The sequence below is a fragment of the Streptomyces sp. NPDC102283 genome (assembly GCF_044766265.1).
Classification (GTDB): Bacteria; Actinomycetota; Actinomycetes; order Streptomycetales; family Streptomycetaceae; genus Streptomyces.
This window is the reverse complement of sequence record NZ_JBIWLQ010000008.1, coordinates 1-17,396: the sequence shown is the minus strand read 5'-3', so window position 1 is coordinate 17,396 and position 17,396 is coordinate 1. Positions and strand designations below refer to the sequence as shown.

The 17,396-nt window shown below is 68.1% G+C and carries 13 protein-coding genes and 2 pseudogenes; 7 read left to right on the top strand and 8 right to left on the bottom strand.

The window, feature by feature from the left end:
• Nucleotides 1–72: 72 nt before the first annotated feature.
• Together ACIRJT_RS17335 and ACIRJT_RS17330 are read right to left on the bottom strand one after the other, a co-directional pair.
• Complete coding sequence (locus ACIRJT_RS17335) at nt 73–582, bottom strand: hypothetical protein (RefSeq protein WP_403909957.1); 510 nt, start codon at nt 580–582, stop codon at nt 73–75.
• A gap of 184 nt (nt 583–766) precedes the next feature.
• Nucleotides 767–1,639, bottom strand: a complete 873-nt coding sequence (locus ACIRJT_RS17330) for a MerR family transcriptional regulator (RefSeq protein WP_403909955.1) — start codon at nt 1,637–1,639, stop codon at nt 767–769.
• A gap of 166 nt (nt 1,640–1,805) precedes the next feature.
• Between ACIRJT_RS17330 and ACIRJT_RS17325 the strand changes: the two genes are divergently transcribed.
• The gene (locus ACIRJT_RS17325) at nt 1,806–3,323 is read left to right on the top strand and encodes an alpha/beta hydrolase (protein ID WP_403909952.1); all 1,518 of its coding nucleotides are present in this window, start codon (nt 1,806–1,808) and stop codon (nt 3,321–3,323) included.
• Nucleotides 3,324–3,485: 162 nt separating this feature from the next.
• Here ACIRJT_RS17325 and ACIRJT_RS17320 read toward each other — a convergent pair whose 3' ends face one another.
• On the bottom strand, nt 3,486–4,097 hold the full coding sequence (locus ACIRJT_RS17320) for a TetR/AcrR family transcriptional regulator (protein ID WP_403909949.1): 612 nt from the start codon (nt 4,095–4,097) through the stop codon (nt 3,486–3,488).
• Nucleotides 4,098–4,225: 128 nt separating this feature from the next.
• Between ACIRJT_RS17320 and ACIRJT_RS17315 the strand changes: the two genes are divergently transcribed.
• Nucleotides 4,226–4,996 carry a hypothetical protein gene (locus ACIRJT_RS17315; protein ID WP_403909946.1) on the top strand — a complete coding sequence of 257 codons (771 nt, stop codon included), beginning with the start codon at nt 4,226–4,228 and terminating at the stop codon, nt 4,994–4,996.
• A gap of 267 nt (nt 4,997–5,263) precedes the next feature.
• Here the strand turns inward: ACIRJT_RS17315 and ACIRJT_RS17310 are convergent.
• A pseudogene (locus ACIRJT_RS17310) lies at nt 5,264–6,080 on the bottom strand (MFS transporter); the annotation flags it as partial.
• A gap of 558 nt (nt 6,081–6,638) precedes the next feature.
• Between ACIRJT_RS17310 and ACIRJT_RS17305 the strand changes: the two are divergent.
• The 3 genes from ACIRJT_RS17305 (at nt 6,639) to ACIRJT_RS17295 (ending at nt 11,202) form a co-directional block, all read left to right on the top strand.
• Nucleotides 6,639–7,625: an AAA family ATPase gene (locus ACIRJT_RS17305; RefSeq protein ID WP_403909943.1), complete on the top strand. Its 987-nt coding sequence runs from the start codon at nt 6,639–6,641 to the stop codon at nt 7,623–7,625.
• Complete coding sequence (locus ACIRJT_RS17300) at nt 7,597–10,260, top strand: S8 family peptidase (protein WP_403909940.1); 2,664 nt, start codon at nt 7,597–7,599, stop codon at nt 10,258–10,260. Before ACIRJT_RS17305 ends, ACIRJT_RS17300 begins: the two co-directional genes overlap by 29 nt.
• Before the next feature lie 393 nt (nt 10,261–10,653).
• Nucleotides 10,654–11,202, top strand: coding sequence for an AAA family ATPase (locus ACIRJT_RS17295; protein ID WP_403910583.1), 549 nt, complete (start codon nt 10,654–10,656; stop codon nt 11,200–11,202).
• A gap of 89 nt (nt 11,203–11,291) precedes the next feature.
• On the opposite strand, the gene ACIRJT_RS17290 is transcribed toward ACIRJT_RS17295, so the two are convergent.
• Entirely contained in the window at nt 11,292–11,795 is a 504-nt protein-coding gene (locus ACIRJT_RS17290) for a DUF4383 domain-containing protein (protein WP_403909937.1), read from the bottom strand.
• A gap of 380 nt (nt 11,796–12,175) precedes the next feature.
• On the opposite strand from ACIRJT_RS17290, the gene ACIRJT_RS17285 reads away from it, so the two are divergent.
• Both ACIRJT_RS17285 and ACIRJT_RS17280 read left to right on the top strand, forming a co-directional pair.
• On the top strand, nt 12,176–12,766 hold the full coding sequence (locus ACIRJT_RS17285; protein WP_371626363.1) for a fasciclin domain-containing protein: 591 nt from the start codon (nt 12,176–12,178) through the stop codon (nt 12,764–12,766).
• 149 nt (nt 12,767–12,915) lie between these two features.
• Nucleotides 12,916–14,502, top strand: a complete 1,587-nt coding sequence (locus ACIRJT_RS17280; RefSeq protein ID WP_403909934.1) for a molybdopterin-dependent oxidoreductase — start codon at nt 12,916–12,918, stop codon at nt 14,500–14,502.
• Nucleotides 14,503–14,880: 378 nt separating this feature from the next.
• On the opposite strand, the gene ACIRJT_RS17275 is transcribed toward ACIRJT_RS17280, so the two are convergent.
• The 3 genes and pseudogenes from ACIRJT_RS17275 to ACIRJT_RS17265 all read right to left on the bottom strand — a co-directional run bounded on the left by ACIRJT_RS17275 (nt 14,881) and on the right by ACIRJT_RS17265 (nt 17,172).
• Nucleotides 14,881–15,279, bottom strand: a complete 399-nt coding sequence (locus tag ACIRJT_RS17275; protein WP_329355432.1) for a hypothetical protein — start codon at nt 15,277–15,279, stop codon at nt 14,881–14,883.
• Between the two features lie 505 nt (nt 15,280–15,784).
• Nucleotides 15,785–16,036, bottom strand: a complete 252-nt coding sequence (locus ACIRJT_RS17270; protein WP_097968112.1) for a hypothetical protein — start codon at nt 16,034–16,036, stop codon at nt 15,785–15,787.
• Between the two features lie 682 nt (nt 16,037–16,718).
• Nucleotides 16,719–17,172 (bottom strand): annotated as a pseudogene (locus ACIRJT_RS17265) (GNAT family N-acetyltransferase).
• Nucleotides 17,173–17,396: the final 224 nt, after the last annotated feature.

Sequence of the window (17,396 nt, the reverse complement as noted above, 5' to 3'; positions counted from 1 at the left end):
CAACAGCGTTGTGGGCACGGCCGGGCAGCGCAGGCGAGATCCGACCCGCCCCCGGCCGGCGCCAACCAGGGCTCACCCCCTGGAAGCCGCCGCCAACCAGGCCCGCCGGACATGACGCGTATTCGGCACCTCGGGGCGGTCCAGGAGCCAGAGAATGTACCCGGCATGGCGCTGTGCCCATGGATTGTCCGAACGGGCGGCTGTTTCCAGCCTGGCGCGCAGGTCGTCACCGTCCACAGCCCTGGCCGCGCGCACGTACTCGCGGTCCTTGCACCGGTAGGGCCGCTGGACGACGATCTCGATCAGGTCGGCGAGCTTGGTCCTGACCGTCTCATCGTGGTGAGCGACAGCCACGTCTCGGATGAGGCTCTGTTTCGTTCCCCATGCCTTGGCATGCCGTGTCCACTCCTGCGGATATCTCGCCTCCCACTCCAGGAAGAGCAGTGCGTAGGGGATACCCGGCCACCCGACGATGTCGGGACCGGCCGGCCGGTCCCGACATCGTCGGGCAGCGCATGCTCGCGGATCTCCTCGTAGTTCCTGTTCGCCGCCTTCCGCCTCAGCGAATACCTCCGTCGCCACGTCCTGTTGTACCGGTCCAAGGCATCCCGGGTGTTCCTCTCGGCGTCAGCCAGACGGACGAGCGCCGCAGCACGTACAGCAGGATCGCTCGCTATCAGCCCGTACGCCCAACCCAGCCGCTCGTCCCACACACCGACACCATCGATGCCCACGCCCGTATCCGTCTCCGTCATCACCTGGTAGATCATGCTCTACCTCTCACCGCCGTCATCCCATCAGAAGGGCCGCCCTGATGGGATGACGGCGACGCAGGCCACAATGCGCGAGACCCCTGTGCCGTTGAGGAAGGTGTCCGCGCCTCGACTCCATCGCTCAGGTGTCTCGTCGGTCTCTCCGTGGTGTCGTCCTCGAAGAGGATCGCGTGGACGCGTCGCAGCACGTCGAGATGGGCGCGGTTGTAGTACTCGACCAGCGCGCGCACGACGACCGACTCGGCGACCGCCGCCTCCCGGTGCGAGGACGAACCCAGGTCGGCCAGGCCGGGATGGTCCCTGTGCTGTTGGCGGACATCGGGCGCCATTCGTTCCGCCAGCCGCTGCCGCACTTCGTCGGGGGCGTCCTCGTCGAGTGCCGCGAATTCCGCTTCGAGATCCCCGCGAGGTCCCGCGAGCAGTTCTTGGAGGGCTGCCATCGCCACGGGTGTGAGGATGCTGGAGTAGGCCATGAGCAGGGACCGCTGGGTCTCGGGCAGGTCGTCGGCGAGCGTCTGGAAGTCCTGGGGCATGTCGAGCGCGGCCCGGTTCTCCAGGATGGCCGCCAGTTCCCGCCGCATCCGCTGTCGGCGTTCGATGTCCGCCGCGAGTTCGGCGTCCAGGTCCCGGAGGATCTGCCGCGCCTCCTCGTCGCCGCTCTCGATCGAGGGGACGTCCGCGAGGGCCACGCCGAGGTCGGTCAGTCTGCGGATGCGCAGCAGGCGGACCAGATGGCCGACCTCGTACCGTTTGTAGCCGTTGGACGCCCGTTCCGGCTCTTCCAGCAAGCCGATCTCGTGGTAGTGCCGCACGGTCTTGGTCGTCGTGCCCGCGAGTTCCGCCAGCTGACGCGTACTCCACGCCACCAGAAGCCCCTCCTCCAGCGTTCTCCCCGACGCCCATTCAAGACCGTGCCCCCGGGGCACGGTCAACCACCGGCCGGTTCCACGTCGGCCCTTGTTGACCCTGCCCCAAGGGCACGGAGTGGAATGGTCGCGACCACGACCACGAACCGGTATGCGGAGACTGGACATGAAACGACAAGGCAGTGCAGGTCAGAGCCTGGCCCTCTTGGTGGTACTCAGCCTGGGCGGCTCGCTGGCCGCCGTGCCCGCCGCCGCCGATGAGTCCAGAACGCCGCAGGTGGAGTGGGGCCAGTGCCCCGACGACGTCGTGGCCGAAGCCGCTCCGACCGAGCTGCGGTGCGCCACCGTACCCGTCCCGCTGGACTACGCCGACCCGCAGGGCACGCAGGGCACGCAGATCGACCTCACCGTCTCCCGGCTGGCCGCCGCCGACCCGGACAAGCGGCGCGGCCTCCTCATGCTCAACCCGGGCGGCCCCGGCGGGTCCGGGCTGGCGCTGTCGGCGCTGCTGGTGGCCCAGGGCCTGCCCAGCAGCGTCACCGACCGCTACGACCTGATCGGCATGGACACCCGCGGCATCGGCCGTTCCACACCGGTCAGTTGCGGCTTCACCACGGGCAGCCCCTACTACTCCAACATCCCGCCCTACGCGGTCGACGACGCCGCGGTCACCGCACAGGCGGAGATCGCCGAGCAGACGGCCGGGCAGTGCGCGGACAACGACAACGGCATGCTGCGCCACCTCACCACGGCGAACACCGCCCGCGACCTGGACCGGATCCGGGCCGCGCTCGACGAGGAGAAGACCAGTTACCTGGGTTACTCCTACGGCACGGCACTCGGCGCCGCCTACGCGTCGATGTTCCCCGAGCGCGCCGACCGGATCGTGCTCGACAGCAACATCGGAGACACCCACCTCGATCGCGACGGCCTGCGCCGCTACGCGCTCGGCATGGAACAGACCCTGCCGGACTTCGCGAAGTGGGCCGCCCGTCGGCACGACAGCTACGGACTGGGCCGCACCCTCGAACAGGTGCGGGCGTCCTACCTCACCATCGCCGGCACACTCGACGACACTCCGGTCGCGGGGATCGACGGCAGCCTCTTCCGGCTCCTGACGTTCGGCCACCTGTTCAAGCAGTCGCAGTACCCGAAGCTGGCGCAGACCTGGCAGGCTCTGCTCGAAGGCGACGAGGCGGCGGCCCGCGGCCTGGCTGCCGTCCCCAAGGGATCGGCGGACGGGGCGTTGTCGCCGAACGACAACGCCCTGACCGTGTTCCTCTCCGTCACCTGCAACGACGTCGAGTGGCCCGAGGACGTCAACACCTACCGGCGGGGCGTCGCCGAGGACCGCGAACGCTACCCGCTGTTCGGCGCCGCCACCGCCAACATCACACCGTGCGCCTTCTGGCCGTACACCCCCGCCGAACCGCCGGTGAAGATCGACGCCGAGGGTCCGCGCAGCGTGCTGCTCCTGCAGAACCGACGGGACGCGTCGACCCCGCACCGGGGCGGGAAGATGATGCGCGAGAAGTTCGGCGACCGGGCGCGGCTGGTCACTGTCGACGACAGCGGTCACGGCGTGTACGTCCTGGGCAAGAACTCCTGCGCGCTGAACACCGCCACGCGCTACCTCGTCGAGGACGAGATGCCCGGGAAGGACACGTTCTGCCGCGCGGACTGAACTTCCCCGGAGGCCGTCACCGTTCGGCTGCGGCTTCTCACGGAGCGAGTCCGCGTAGGCGTCCATCCCACTGGGGCCGAGGACCGTACCGAGGACGGTGACGAGAGAGCTCGCGCCCCTACCCGCCAGATGGAACCGGCGCAGAGGGGTGGTTGGTTCGGTTCACGGCCGAGTCGGTCCGGCGGATGGTGCGGGGCCGGCGGAGAGGACGTGGTCGACGGCGGCGTTGAGGGTCTCGGTCTCGGAGATGAGGACGGATTCGCCTGCGGGCAGGGCACGTTGGACCGAGAGTCCGTTGAGGACGGTGAGAAGGAACCTGACGTCGCGGGTGTGGTCTCCCGGAGGCAGTGCGCCTTCCTCGGCGAGCACGGTCAGCCAGTGTTCGACCCGGCGCTCCGCCTCCCGTTCATGGCCGAGGTACGCAGCGCGTACTGGTTCGGTCGGCTCGGGTTCGATGAAGGCCCGATACATCGTGCCCCACGCGGTTCGCGCGTCCTCGTTGGTGCCGAGCGGTGCGAGAACCTGCCGCAGGCAGTTCAGCAGCCGGTCGCGGGGCGGCAGCGTCCGGTCCCCGATCGGGTCGCCGGGCAAGAGGTGTTCGTAGATCCGCGCGAGCAAGCTGTCCTGCAGGGCGCGCTGGGTGGGGAAGTGGAACCTCAGCGAGCCGGTGCTCACTCCCGCACGCGCGGCGACCGCTCGCACGCTCAGCTTCGCCGTCATGTCCTCGGCGATCATCTCCGCGGCGGCCTGGAGGATCTTCTCGCGTGTTTCCATGCCTGCTCCCCTTCGCTTCTCCCAGCCTCCCTACTGTACTAGCACGCCGTACTAGTACAGCGTGCTAGCGTTTACCTAACACGCTGTACTACTGGTGGTGCGGCTGATGTGCGTAGGAGGGGCGGAGCATGGCCTGGAAGCAGTGGGCGGCGCCCAAGCGCCTCAAGCCGGGTGACGGCAGGGAACTGCAGCGGTTCCGCCGGTGGCAGCTTCCTCTGCGCTCCCTGTTCTGGCTACGGCTGCCCGGTGCCGGCGGGCACGCCCGCCTGTACGCCGTCGACGTACGGCACTGGGCGCGCCTGGACAACAGCAGGATCCGGGCGCATCTGTTCCTGGACGGCAGGCACGTGGCCGAGTCGAGACTGCCTGCGGCCTTCCCAGTCGACGGGGGTGTCATCGAGGTGGCGATGAGCAACTACGGCATCAGGCGCTGCCACTACCGCCCCTTGGGCGGACAGCCGCAGCAGCTCACGTCCGACCCGGCCTCGGCGGAGGGACGGCGGGCGCGTTTCGGCACCCGCCATCCGGGACTCAGCAGGGCGATCGGCATCGGATCGGTGTTGCTGCTTGTCATCGGTGTGGGCCTGAACCTGTCGCAGCTCGCTAAACCCGTCTCTCAGATTCCTCCCGTCGCGCAGCGGGTCGGAACGTTCGAATCGCCGATACATCTGCCGATCTGGCTGAACCTCGCACTCGGGGGCGGGGCCGTTCTGGCGAGCATGGAGCGCGCGCTCCGCCTGCGGTACTCCTCTTCTCCTCGACACGGCGGGGCACTGACCCCTCGCAGCGAGGAAGGCACAACCACGTCAGCCCTTTTCGGCCGGCCCGCCGCGCGACCGGCACGGCCCGGCCGCACCGAGACCGCCCCCTACTGCGCCGTGGTTGCGAGGCTCACCTGACGCACCATAAGAACGAGCGTCAGATGAGCGTCGAGCCCGCCGTACACCATTCCCGACGAAGGCCGCCGCAGACTGCTTGCTCTGCGCTCCTGGGAAAACCGCAGGTCAGGCACCCTTTGTGGCAGGTTCAAGGATCGCCACGCACTCCACGTGATGCGTCATCACGAAACACGTGGAACAAAAAACCTGTGGAAGTTGCCGCAGTTCAGCGGCCCGCATGGGAAAAACCGGACCATTTGCCTTTGTGCGTTACGGGCGCTGTGGGCGCTACGGGCGCGAAACTGACGCACGCCGCTGGTGCGACCGTCCGCACGTCAGGGACAAACGCAAGGCGCTTGCGGAGGCGGCGGCAGCCAGGCTCGCAGCCGCAAGGGACGCGACGGAGAGCACGGTGGACATGTGCGGGTAGCCGCCCAAGATCTCGGCGAGGCTCGCACCCGCCCAGGGCGCGATGGCTGCGGCGACGGTCGCAGGTGCAGCCAGTAGGCCGGAGAGAGCCGTAGCGGGTGACGCCCCAGCGATCGGTGACGGCGGTGGCTTGGAGGAGCGTGAGGTTGCCGCGAACCCTGCCGGCGGCGACGACCCGAACCACGAGGAGGGGAATGGGTCCGGGAGCCAGGCCCAGGGCGAGGGTGGTCGCACCGCCCGCAGCGATGAGGAGCACTGTGCGGGTGGTGGCCGTGGTGTGCCTGGCGAGACGTGCCTACAAGGTGCGGCCCAGGGTCTGGCCTGCACCACCACGTCCCAAGGCCCATGCGGCCGTTGTGGAGCTTGCGCCGCGTTCGGTCAGGAGTGGGACGAGCCCGATGACGACCGCGTAGACCGCGAATCCGGAGAGGGCGAAGGCAGCGGCGAGTAGAAGAAAGGAGCGTGACAGGGCGACCGTGTCCTGCTTGTTCGAGGAGGTGGCGTGGGTGGGTGGTTCTGGTGGCGGTGGCCATGGGGCGCGTAGGGCGAGTGCGTGGGCGGGGACGGTGATCAGAGCGAGGATCGCGGCCAGGATCGCGTATGTCGTGCGCCAGCTGAAGTAGTCGGCGAGGGCGGCCGTGATGGGTGCGAAGACGGTGGAGGCCAGTCCTCCGGCGGTTGGCTCGCGCCACCACGAGCCCACGCCCCGGCCCACGACATCGGCCACCGCACCGACTCCCACTCTCACCCCCACTGCGACGCCCGCAGAGTCCTCGCCCATCCCGTCGGCGAAGCCCGCGTCTCCCGGGCACCCGCCCCACCCGAAGGGCGGACCGGGGAAGGACGGCAAGGGGGCCGGGAAGGAGCCCAAGCACCCCTGACACCGCCTCGCCGCGAGTCCCGTGTGTACCGCTGTGCAGGGCTCAGGGGCCCGGTGCGAGCCCGTGGCGCGCTGAAACGCTGGGTGCGTAGGTTTCCTGCGCTCGGTCCCGAACAGGACACATGGTTCGGACATCACCGGCAGACTGCCCTACTGCTGGCCTGGGTGAGAGGGGTCCCACGCCAGCTGACCGTTCGGTATTCTCGCGCTGCGATTCACTCATTCGGACATCTCAGTCAGCAGAGGATCCGGGCAGCAGCCTGGTGCTCAGGGCCGTACGATGCAGGCGCAGGGGCCCGCTGATTTGGGTAGACCTCTTCTTATAGGCAGTCCACATCGGAGGGTGACAGGCGTATGGCGGCGAACGCCGATCACCTGAAAGCTCTTGTGCGGGCGCACTCCGAAGCCAATGACGACCTCTTCTACAGCGTCGCGCTGCAGGTGGCGGCGAAGTCCGCCCGCCAGGGGCAGGGAAAGTTCGCCGTAGAGCTGCGTGAGCTGGTCGAGGCCGCCCAGCAGCGGCAGGGGAAGCAGGACACCCAGCGTGGCCCTACCCCGGTGGTGCAGCCCCGCGGTGAGCTGACCAGTCTCCTGACGGCAGGCTATCCGGACACCCAGCTCGACGACATGACCCTGGACGCCGGACTGCGGGCCTCGCTGGATCGTGTACTGCACGAACAGCGACAGCGTGCACGGCTTGAGCGTTTCGGCTTTACCCCGGTGCACCGCATTCTGCTGTCCGGGCCTCCCGGGACGGGCAAGAGCATGACGGCAGCGGCCCTGGCCGGAGAGCTGAAACTGCCCCTGTTCACCATTCGCCTGGACGGTCTGATCAGCCGGTTCATGGGCGAGACAGCCGCCAAGCTGCGTCTGGTCTTCGACGCCGTGGCTCAGACCCGTGCGGTCTACCTGTTCGATGAATTCGACGCTCTGGGAGCCGAACGGGCAGCAGGCAACGACGTCGGCGAAGCCCGCAGGATCCTCAACTCATTCCTGCTGTTTCTCGATGAGGCACCCTCCGAGAGTCTCGTGGTGGCCGGTACCAACCACCACCAGCTTCTGGACCAAGCTCTGTTCCGCCGCTTCGACATGATCGCCACCTACGGCCCTCCCACCGGGGAGGAAGCTGTACAGGTGGTGCAGCGGCGCCTAGCCGGAATGGACACCAGCACACTACGGTGGGGCCTCGTGACAGAACGTGCATCGGGCCTGAGTCACGCCGAGCTGGTCAAAGCGGCGGAAGCAGCGGCCAAACGAGCCATCCTGGCTGACCGGGACGTGGTGGACGAGCAGCTGCTCCTGGAGGCCCTGAATGAGCGACACGCCTCCCACCATGCCTGAGCCCGACTCTTCCGCACGATTCAGTCCGCACCTGATCGTGCCCTGGGAGGCCACCACCCTCACGCCGCGCTCCGAGCCTGCTGGCGGAAACGGCCCCTCCCTGGTCCAGCACACGGACCGGCAGGGGCACGCCGATGCTTTGGTGGATGGGCTGGAGAAGGCCCGCCGTGAGGCAACCCAGTCCATGCAGCAGACGGCCGAGGACCGCCAGCCTGACGGTTTCGCGGTGCGTATCGAGGCGGCTCGTGACCATCCGCTGAGCCTGGAGCGCCTGGACGCATCCGGCCTGACACTCATGAGCAGCCACCCGCAGACCGAGAGCAGTCAGCAGGACGCGCTGGTCTGGATCCCGTTCGACAAAGTCGCTTCGTTCACCCAGCGGATCGCCGACTTCACGGATGACACCCCCGGCGGCAACCCCAAGCAGGCCGTGCTGGTGGCCAATATGGAACAGGTCCAGCGGGCTCTGCTGGAGCATCTCTGGCAGGAGCGGCAGGATCTGCCGCCGCTGGACGAGGAGCGGTGGTGGGAGTTGTGGTTCGATCCGCGGATCTCGCCGGCGGCGGTTGCCACCTTGCGTTCTCTGGCCGAAGAGCGTCGCTGGCGGGTCAGTGAACGGGCGATCCATGTCGGGGAACGCCTGGTGGCGCACGTCGCGACGACCGGTAACGAGCTGGCGTTCCTGTTGGCCACGAACGCCTGCCCTGCTGAGATCCGCAGCCCTACCTTCGCCGAGGGCCTCTACGCCGTCGACCGCGAGTTCCGCGTGGACCTCGTCAAGGATCTCGCCGCGCGCATCGAGCCGGCCGCACCGGAGGCCCCGGCGGTATGCATCCTGGACACAGGGATAGCCCAGGAGCACGCCCTGCTGAAGCCCGCGTTGCACGAGCGCGCCTACAGCGTGCTTCCTGGGAGTACCCCGGCCGACCGGATCGGGCACGGCACGCAGATGGCCGGGCTCGCCCTCTTCGGGGACTTCGCCGCAGCCCTTGAATCACAAGGTCCCGTCGTTCTCAGTCACGGTCTTGAGTCCGTGAAGATCCTCAACGACGCTCACACACCCGGCGTGTCCCCGCGGACCTGTGCGGAAACGACCGCGAACGCGGTCGCGACCGCTGAGATCGGCAACGGAGGCCCCGCATCATCGGGACGGGTCTTCTCGATGGCCGTCACCCGACAGTCCGGGGAAGGGGAGAACGGCGTAGACGGCACTGCGACCCTGTGGTCAGCCACCCTGGATGCCCTGGCAGCAGGCACGGACGTCACCGTCCGGGACGACCGCATCGAACTGATCGGAGCACCCGATCCCGAAGCGTCACGCCTGATCATCGTCAGCGCCGGCAACATCCGCGGTGCCGTCCCCCACCAGATGCGCCGCGACGACGGCACGCTGGATCCGCTGCTTCTCTCCGACCTGTCGCGCATCGAGGAACCCGCCCAGGCGCACAACGTACTCACCGTCGGGGCGTGCACACATATGGACGCCGTCCCCGATGCCGCCCTGTTCCGGGGATACCGTGCGCTGGCGGCGCCGGGCGCACTGTCCCCCTTCAGCCGGACCTCGGTGGCGCTGACCAACGCGGCCATCACCAAGCCCGACATCGTTCTGGAGGGCGGCAACATGCTCGTCGCCCCAGACGACAGCGTCCTGGACGCCCACGATCTGGTGAGCGTGGCGACCACCCACCACGACCCCGCGCGTCAGCTGACCTGGACGAACGCCACGAGCGCTGCCACGGCCCAGGCGGCTGCTCTCGCCGCCACAGCGATGAGCGCCTACCCCGGACTGCGACCGGAGACGGTTCGCGCCCTTCTCGTGCACGAAGCCCAGTGGACCCCGGCCATGGTCGAGCAGGGCCTGTTCAAGAAGACCGGCGCCCCCAAACTCGCCAAGGGCGACATGATGCGACAGGTGATCCGCCGGTACGGATGGGGCATGCCCACCGCCGAGCGTATCCGCAGCAGCGCCTCGAACGCCGTCACCATGATCATCCAGAACACCCTGGTGCCATACAAGGTCAAGGGCGGACAGGTTCGCCTGGCCGAACTCAAGCTGCACGAGCTGCCGTGGCCCCTGGAACAACTGCGTGACCTGGCCGAGACCACCGTCGACCTGCGGGTGACGCTCGCCTACATGATCGAGCCCAATCCCGGCCGGCGCGGCATGCTCGGCCGCTACAGCTACGCCTCACACGGCCTCCGCTTCGCCATCAAAGGCCCCACCGAATCCAGCGACTCCTTCCAGAGGCGCCTGGCCGAACAGGCCGAACACGAGAGCGACGGCCTCGGCAACCCCAGGGCATTCGAATCCAACAGCAAGTGGCTGGTCGGCCCCCGAGCCCGCAACCTCGGCTCCCTGCACGCCGACATCTGGCGCGGATCGGCGGCCGAACTCGCCGACTGCGGCACGCTCGCCGTCTACCCCGTCGGAGGCTGGTGGAAGGCGAACAGGCGCAACGACCGCATCGGCCTGCCCGTCAGCTACGCCCTCCTGATCTCCCTGCGCACACCAGAGGTCTCCACCGACCTGTATACGCCCATCGCCACCCAGCTCGGCGTGTCGATCGGCGTGGCTCCACAGGCCCAGACCGAAATCGTGGACGGCATTCCCATTCAGATGGAATTCGGCTGGTAGCTGCCGGGAGGCTCCGAGGCATTCCGGGTCTTGGTCGGGTCAGCGGAAACAGAGGGCCGGCACAGCGTTGAGGGCCGGCAGATGGTGTAGCAGTTCCTTCGGGGCCCCACCAGCATGTTCCACAGGCAGGCGCCCGCGCCCGAGAACTCGTCCACCAGGACACCCCCATCAAGGCCGCCCGCCGCCGGGTCCTCAACTTCATAAACACCCGGTAGAGCGGGACAACCGGAAAAGACCCGGTGCCTCGGCTCCGGCACTGGGGGCTTCGCCCTCTATCTGGCCAGCAGCAACAGCTACCGGGCCAACATCCTGCCCAGCGGCCTGCCGATCGGATCCCCGGAGGAAGCCCTCGACTGCGCAGGCAACCTCTACCTCAACGCTCTCGCGCCGGCCATCCGGATTCCGGCAGGACTTGTCGTCCTCGTCGGCCCGCCGGCCTCCGGCAAGACCAGTTTCGTTCGGGCGCTGATCGAGAGCGGGCAGATCGACGCGGAAGCCGTGGTGTCAAGCGACGAGATCCGCGCGGAGCTTTTCGGCACCTCACCCGCACAAGCGGAATCCGGCGCGGCGGACGCACGGATCTTCGAGGAACGTGACCGCAGGATCGTCGCCAGGCTCGCGACCGGGCGCAGCGCAGTCGCCGAGTCAACGAACGTCACCCCGCAGGCACGCGAACGACTCATCGCCATCGCCAGCCGCTTCAACACCCCGGTGACCATGCTGCGATTCAACCCGGACGTCACCGACCTCCTCCAGCAGTACACCGAGCGAGGCCGCACCGACCTCACCGCCGCAGACGTCCACGCCTACGCCGCGGCTATGGCCCGAGACGCCAGTGCCGATCAGCTCCGCTCCGAGGGCGCAACCGCCGTTCACGATGTCCCCGGACGTCGCCAAGCGACCACGCCTGCCGAAGCCGCCGCGCACTTCTCCTTCGCCTGACACATCCGACGTGTCCAGACTCGAAGAGGTCGCACCGAAGCACTCCGGCAGGCTCAAGGCCGTAGTCCGGACCGCGCGAACTGTTCGGGCTAGCTGCCCGGGTTACGTGCCTTCCAGTAGGGGTTGTCGTGGGGAAGGCGCCCGCTGACCCGGCCATACATCCCGAAGGTCATCAGCACGACGCCGACGACGAAGCTGAACATGACGTTCTGCAACTGGAAGGCGAGAACGTTGTAGTCGGTCCTGAGCAGGGCGAGGTTCACGAAGCCGCTGAGGACGAACCCGATACCGATGATCATGTTGAGGGTGGACGCGCGGTTCCCGCCGACGATCGCCCCGACCAGGAGCAGGGCGCCGAACACGATGGACAGGGTGCTCAGGGCCCCGTTCGTGTTCAGACCGATGACGGTGTCACCTCCGGTACCGAAGAAGCCGATCCGGTGCATCAGACCAAGGACACCGAACGCGATGAGGAATGCTCCGAAGATTCCGGCCCCGGCGCGATAGACGCGGCTCAGACGATGATCCACCTGCACATGCTTGTCGAGCCTGACGCGCGTCCGCGGCACGTGCCGTCCATGTGTGACTGCCATCGTGCGGCCCTCCGGTCCCAGCTCACCGACATCCGCCCGGCACGAGGGCACCGGACGCCCCGGTCATCGGCCTGTCACAGATGATTCGGAGCTGCCCCGGCAAAGGATGGGTACCAGAACCCCGGAAACCCGCTCAACCGGACCAGCCGCTGCCGGACGGGGACCACGAGGACGCGGACGGCAGTGCCCTTCGCTCCGGAGAGGCGGGAGACGCATGTTTCTGTAACGATGAGAGACGTGACCGTGGTGGCTTCGCAGCCGTCCGAGAGGCAATCGGCGAACCGGCTGAGGAGAAGACACCACCATGTGGCCCCTCTGGCCGTCGCACACTCCACCTGACTCTCGTGGGCTGCTGCCCACCGCAGAGGAGGAATCATCTCGTGAAGAGCCTTCGTTTGTCGCGCACCGTGATCTCCGGTGCCTCCGCAGTGATTCTGCCGGTCACGCTCGGCGTGATGGCCCCGCAGGCGTTCGCGGACACCGCGAGTGCCCCAGCCGATCCCTACGGGCCGGCCTGCGCATCGGTGCCCAAGGAAGGTTCCGGCAGTCTGACGGGTATGGCGAAGGATCCGGTGGCGACCGCTGCGTCGAACAACCCGGAGCTGTCGACCCTGACGGCCGCGGTCAAGAAGGCCGGACTCGTCGACACCCTCAACAACGCGAAGAACATCACCGTGTTCGCTCCGTCCAACGAAGCGTTCGCGAAGATCCCGAAGGCGGATCTCGACAAGCTCCTCGCCGACAAGGCCCAGCTCACCAAGGTGCTGACCTACCACGTCGTCGGCGAGAAGCTGACACAGCAGCAGCTGTACAAGGGCTCGTTCAAGACGCTGGAGGGCGGCACGCTCACCACGGCCGGTTCCGGGGACAGCATCACGGTCAACGGCACCTCAAAGATCGTGTGCGGAAGTGTCCCCACGGCCAACGCCACCGTCAACATCGTCGACACGGTCCTCATGCCCCCGAAGTAGTGACCCCAGGCAGCCACCGCGGGCGGGTCCGGCGCCGGTGAGGCGCTGGGCCCGCCCAGGCACGGTCGAATGGCGCATGCGGGTGGCATCCGGTCCCAGAAGCCCGACGGGTCAGGCAAAAGCAGACGCGGTGGGTTCGAATCAGCGGTATGACGACTTCTCCCCGGCTCGTGGTCCGTCTGCCGCTCGGAGCGCTGAGCGGGCTGCTCGCGGGATTCGCGGCACTCGCGGTCGCCGAGCTGGTCTCCGTCGCCGTCCGCCCGGAGGCCGGGCCGCTCACAGCGGTCGGCGGGGCGGTGGTCGACCGTACGCCGACGCCGGTGAAGGACTGGGCGATCCGCCACTTCGGCGAGGACGACAAACTGGTCCTCCAACTGGGGATTCTCGCCGCGCTGGCCGCGTTGGCCATCGTGCTGGGCGTGGTGGCACTCCGGTTCCGGCGGGCCGGCACCGCAGGGGTCCTGATCTTCGGGGTGATCGGCGCGGCCGCCGCGCTGACCAGGCCGGACTCATCGGGGTTCACCGACGCGCTCCCCTCGGTGGTCGGCGCCGTGGTGGCAGCGACGCTGCTCTACTACCTCATCGGGCGGCTCACCCAGCCACCTCGCGCCGGCAGGACCACGGCGGACCCTGATCGCGGAGCGGGCTGGGACCGCCGCGGGTTCGTCATCGGCGCCTCGGCGGCGGCGGTCACCTCCCTCGGCGTGGGAGCGCTCGGACGCTACCTCACCGGCAACGCCTCGCAAGCGGCGGTCGAGTCACGGAACGCGGTGAGACTGCCCGCACCGGCTTCGCCCGCGCCTCCGCTGCCGCCCGGCACTCAGTTCAAGGTTCCGGGTATCAGCCGCTTCACCACGTCGAACAAGGCGTTCTACCGCGTCGACACGGCGCTGGTCGTGCCGAAGGTGGACGCCGACACCTGGCGGCTGCGCATCCACGGCAAGGGTGTCACCCGCCCGGTCACCCTCACCTTCGAGGACCTGCTGCGGCGTGAACTGATCGAGCGGGACATCACCTTGACCTGCGTATCCAACGAGGTCGGCGGGCCGTACGTCGGCAACGCACGGTGGCTGGGCGTACGGCTGGCCGACGTGCTGGCCGAAGCCGGTGTCAGACCTCCCTCGAAGGGTGGTCCCGCCGATCAGCTCGTCTCTCGCTCCGTCGACGGTATGACGCTGGGCCCCCCGGTGGAGGCCGCCATGGACGGGCGTGACGCGATGCTGGCGGTCGGGATGAACGGGCAGCCGCTGCCCTTCACCCACGGCTTCCCCGTCCGCATGATCATCCCGGGCCTGTACGGGTACGTCTCGGCCTGCAAGTGGATCGAGGACATCGAGCTCACCACCTTCGCCGACTACGACCCGTACTGGGTCAAACGCACCTGGGCCCGCAAGGCTCCCATCAAGACGGAGTCGCGGATCGACGTACCCAAGCCGCTGTCCCGCTCCAAGGCCGGGACGGTGATGGTCGCCGGGGTCGCCTGGGCCCAGCACCGCGGTATCGACCGTGTGCAGGTACGGGTCGACGACGGACCCTGGCAGGACGCCGACCTCGCGACCGAAGCCACGATCGACACCTGGCGGCAGTGGTCCTACCCGTGGAAGGCGACCTCCGGCAGCCACACCCTGACCGTCCGCGCCACCGAACGCGGCGGCCGAGTCCAGACGGAGAAGCGCACCGGCACAGTCCCCGACGGAGCCAGCGGCTGGCCCTCCGTCGTCGTCACCATCGACTGAACAGCCGGACCCGCCGGAGACAGCCCCTGCCGCTGTCCGCGCGAGACGCAGCCCGATACCATTCCGCCGGACAAAAGATGTCACCGGCGGGCAAGAGGCGCTCCGCTCTCCGGCTACCGACAGCCGGTTTTCGGTAGCCGGTAGCCGGTAGCTCCTGGATTCTGTCGGCGGATCCCGGTGGCCATCCCGGGAAAAGTGGTGATGGTGTCCGGACACCGGGAGGGCGTCCGGACACCATCACCCTCCGTCCTCAACAGACTTGAGGTCTCCGCACCTCAAGAGCCGCCGGGAACAGGTTTTTCATGAGCTGTCACGGTGGCAATCACCGGGTTGGCCGCCGATTGGAGCGGCGGCCAACCCGGTGTTCCCCGTGCCGGCTCAGGAACGCGCGGCGGTCTGGGAGGACGAGGCGCCATTCGGGCCGGCCATCTTGTCGCTGTCGATGTAGAAGGCTTCGCCGTCGCGGTCGAAGCCGGAGGCGACCAGCTTGGACGAAGCGCCCCACGGGCCGGCCTTCTTGTGGCTCTTCGCGAACACGGGACCCGAGTCGTGGTTGCCGTCGTTGCGGTAGTCCCGGTCATTGCCGTTCCGCATGCCGGAGCGGTCGCCACCGAGGAAGCCGCTCAGCAGGCTGCCGGACTCCGCACCGTTGCGGTCGGCCGACTGGTACTGGCCCGCGAACACCGGGCCGGAGTCGGCAGCGGCCAGGCCGGCCGCACCCAGAACCAACGGCACGGCGGCCGCAGCAACGGTCAGAGCCTTGACGATCTTGCGCATGAACTGTGTCCTTCGATCGGTGCGAGCAGCGAGTTCCCCGCCCGGCGGACTTGCATCCATCCGGGCGGTGGCGACCAGGTCCTCCTCGCTCAACCCGGCCGTCACTCGTCATCCGTGGCTGCACAGCGTCCGGATCGGTCAAATCCGGAATAAGACCTCATGTGAACCCATTTGGCGTAATTTGAGCTATCTGGCATGGCCTCAAGGCCTGTACGCGGGCGCTTCAGCTGCCCGCACGCCGCGTCCAGAAGGAAGCGCGGCCGGAACCCCGTGATCACGAGCCGAACGCTCCGGAACCCGCTTCGCCCGGGGCCGGATCGTTCCAGGTCACCGATCCGGTCCCGGGCGGGAAAAGGAGCGCACCCGACGCGACTCGCCCTGCCGGACAGGTGCTCCCCCGGTCCCTCGTCGTCGCCGCTGGCGTCCCGCTGGCCGCCACCTCTTCGCCAAGCGGCACGCGCGCAGGGCCCGCCCCCCGAGGGACGGGCCCTGCGACTAGCGATTCCTAGCGGCCGTGCAGGTACTGGGCGGCGAAGTAGCCGCGCTCGGCCTCGAAGTGCTCCCTGTTCTCGTTGGCGTACGTGATGCCGTACGGGCCGCCGAGGTTCAGGTACTCGGCGCTGGCGCGGTGGCCCTCGACGTGCTGGTAACCGGCCTCGGCCTTGCCGCCCTCCCAGTCGTTGGCGACGGCGGGAGCGGTGGCGACGAAGCCGGCGGCGGCGACGGTGGCCAGGGTGAACGCGATACGACGAAGCATTGTGCTCCCTCTTGAAGGCGTAACAGGTAGTGGACAGCGCGAACTCTTACAGCCCCGGCATCGACCATCAGACCGCCTCGCCCTGCTGGGCACCGAAAACACCCTTCTGGAGCCATAGTTGAACCTGCTAGCACTCGATCCACCACAACTGAAGAGTGGACCGCCCGGTGAGGAACAGGCACGGACAGCGACATCGACCGCCGGGCAAGCCCGAGTGCCACGGATGTGCCGGAGCAAGAAGCGCCGTCCGGGGATCGGACCGACAGGTCGGCCCAGGCGCGCGCCTGAGCGTGTCCGTCTTCAGCCGCCGCACCGGTTGGTTGTCGCTGCCGCACCTGCCTGCCACAAGCCACCGCGGACCGGCGGACTCTGCGGCGCCGGCCGTCGGGCCGCGCCCTGCGGTCGCGCTGACGCGGTGGCGCCGCTGCGGGTCGTCGAGCACCTGGTTCTCGACGACCTCGCCGCCTACGCGGACGACCGGGGCTGGGTCGTCCCGGCCGGCTGCGCGGTCGCCGACAACGGGCCGCCCGCGGAGGCCGACCGCCGCGCTTCGACCCGGACGACTACCGCAAGCGCCAGTCCGTCGAGTGCGGCATCAACCGCCTCAAGAGGAATCGTGCTGTCGCCACACGCTACGACAAGCTGGCAGTTCGCTATGAGGCGACAGTTCTCGTTGCTGCCATCAACGAGTGGTTGTGACGTACTGGTCCGATGACAGTTCGAACACCCGCACTCGACGACCACAACTGGGATCGACGGTCTCACCGACCGGATGCATCCCCAGTTTCGTCACGATTCGTTCAGAGGCGCCGTTGTCGAACTGGACGATGCCGCCAATCCGGCCCAGCCTGCAGCCGCAGCGGCCTCCGTGGCCAGGCCCTGCCCCCAGTAGGCACGCCCCAGCAGCCAGCCAATCTCAACCGCAGGCAAGAGCTCCGGCATGAAGTCGGGAACCGAAAGACCGGTGACCCGGCCTGTTCGCCCGTCGAGCGGATCTCCATGGCGAACAGGCCGAAGCCCGGCCTGTCCCACTCGCGCTCCATCGCCTCAACCTCACGGCGAGTCTGCTGTTCGTCACGGACACTGCCATCACCGATCCACCGCATCACCTCGGGATCCGCATTGAAAGCAGCCATGGGAACAACGTCATCCGCGCGCCAACGACGCAGGACTAACCGGGGGTCTCGAACAGGGCCATCCGAGCGTTCTGACCCACAGATGTCCCTCGAACATCTCTTACCTGAGACTTCCGATACACGCCCTAATCTTCTGAGTCAGGAATTCTGTTCAGATATGAGGCGAGGCGTTCGAGGATCTCGTCCGCGGTCTTGGTCCAGACGTAGGGCTTGGGGTCTGTGTT

Bases quoted from the DNA above. Each gene is read 5' to 3' on its own strand.
- ACIRJT_RS17325 (WP_403909952.1), top strand. From the start codon at position 1,806: ATGAAACGACAAGGCAGTGCAGGTCAGAGCCTGGCCCTCTTGGTGGTA.
- ACIRJT_RS17320 (WP_403909949.1), bottom strand. From the start codon at position 4,097: ATGGAAACACGCGAGAAGATCCTCCAGGCCGCCGCGGAGATGATCGCC.
- ACIRJT_RS17315 (WP_403909946.1), top strand. From the start codon at position 4,226: ATGGCCTGGAAGCAGTGGGCGGCGCCCAAGCGCCTCAAGCCGGGTGAC.
- ACIRJT_RS17305 (WP_403909943.1), top strand. From the start codon at position 6,639: ATGGCGGCGAACGCCGATCACCTGAAAGCTCTTGTGCGGGCGCACTCC.
- ACIRJT_RS17300 (WP_403909940.1), top strand. From the start codon at position 7,597: ATGAGCGACACGCCTCCCACCATGCCTGAGCCCGACTCTTCCGCACGA.
- ACIRJT_RS17290 (WP_403909937.1), bottom strand. From the start codon at position 11,795: ATGGCAGTCACACATGGACGGCACGTGCCGCGGACGCGCGTCAGGCTC.
- ACIRJT_RS17280 (WP_403909934.1), top strand. From the start codon at position 12,916: ATGACGACTTCTCCCCGGCTCGTGGTCCGTCTGCCGCTCGGAGCGCTG.
- ACIRJT_RS17275 (WP_329355432.1), bottom strand. From the start codon at position 15,279: ATGCGCAAGATCGTCAAGGCTCTGACCGTTGCTGCGGCCGCCGTGCCG.
- ACIRJT_RS17270 (WP_097968112.1), bottom strand. From the start codon at position 16,036: ATGCTTCGTCGTATCGCGTTCACCCTGGCCACCGTCGCCGCCGCCGGC.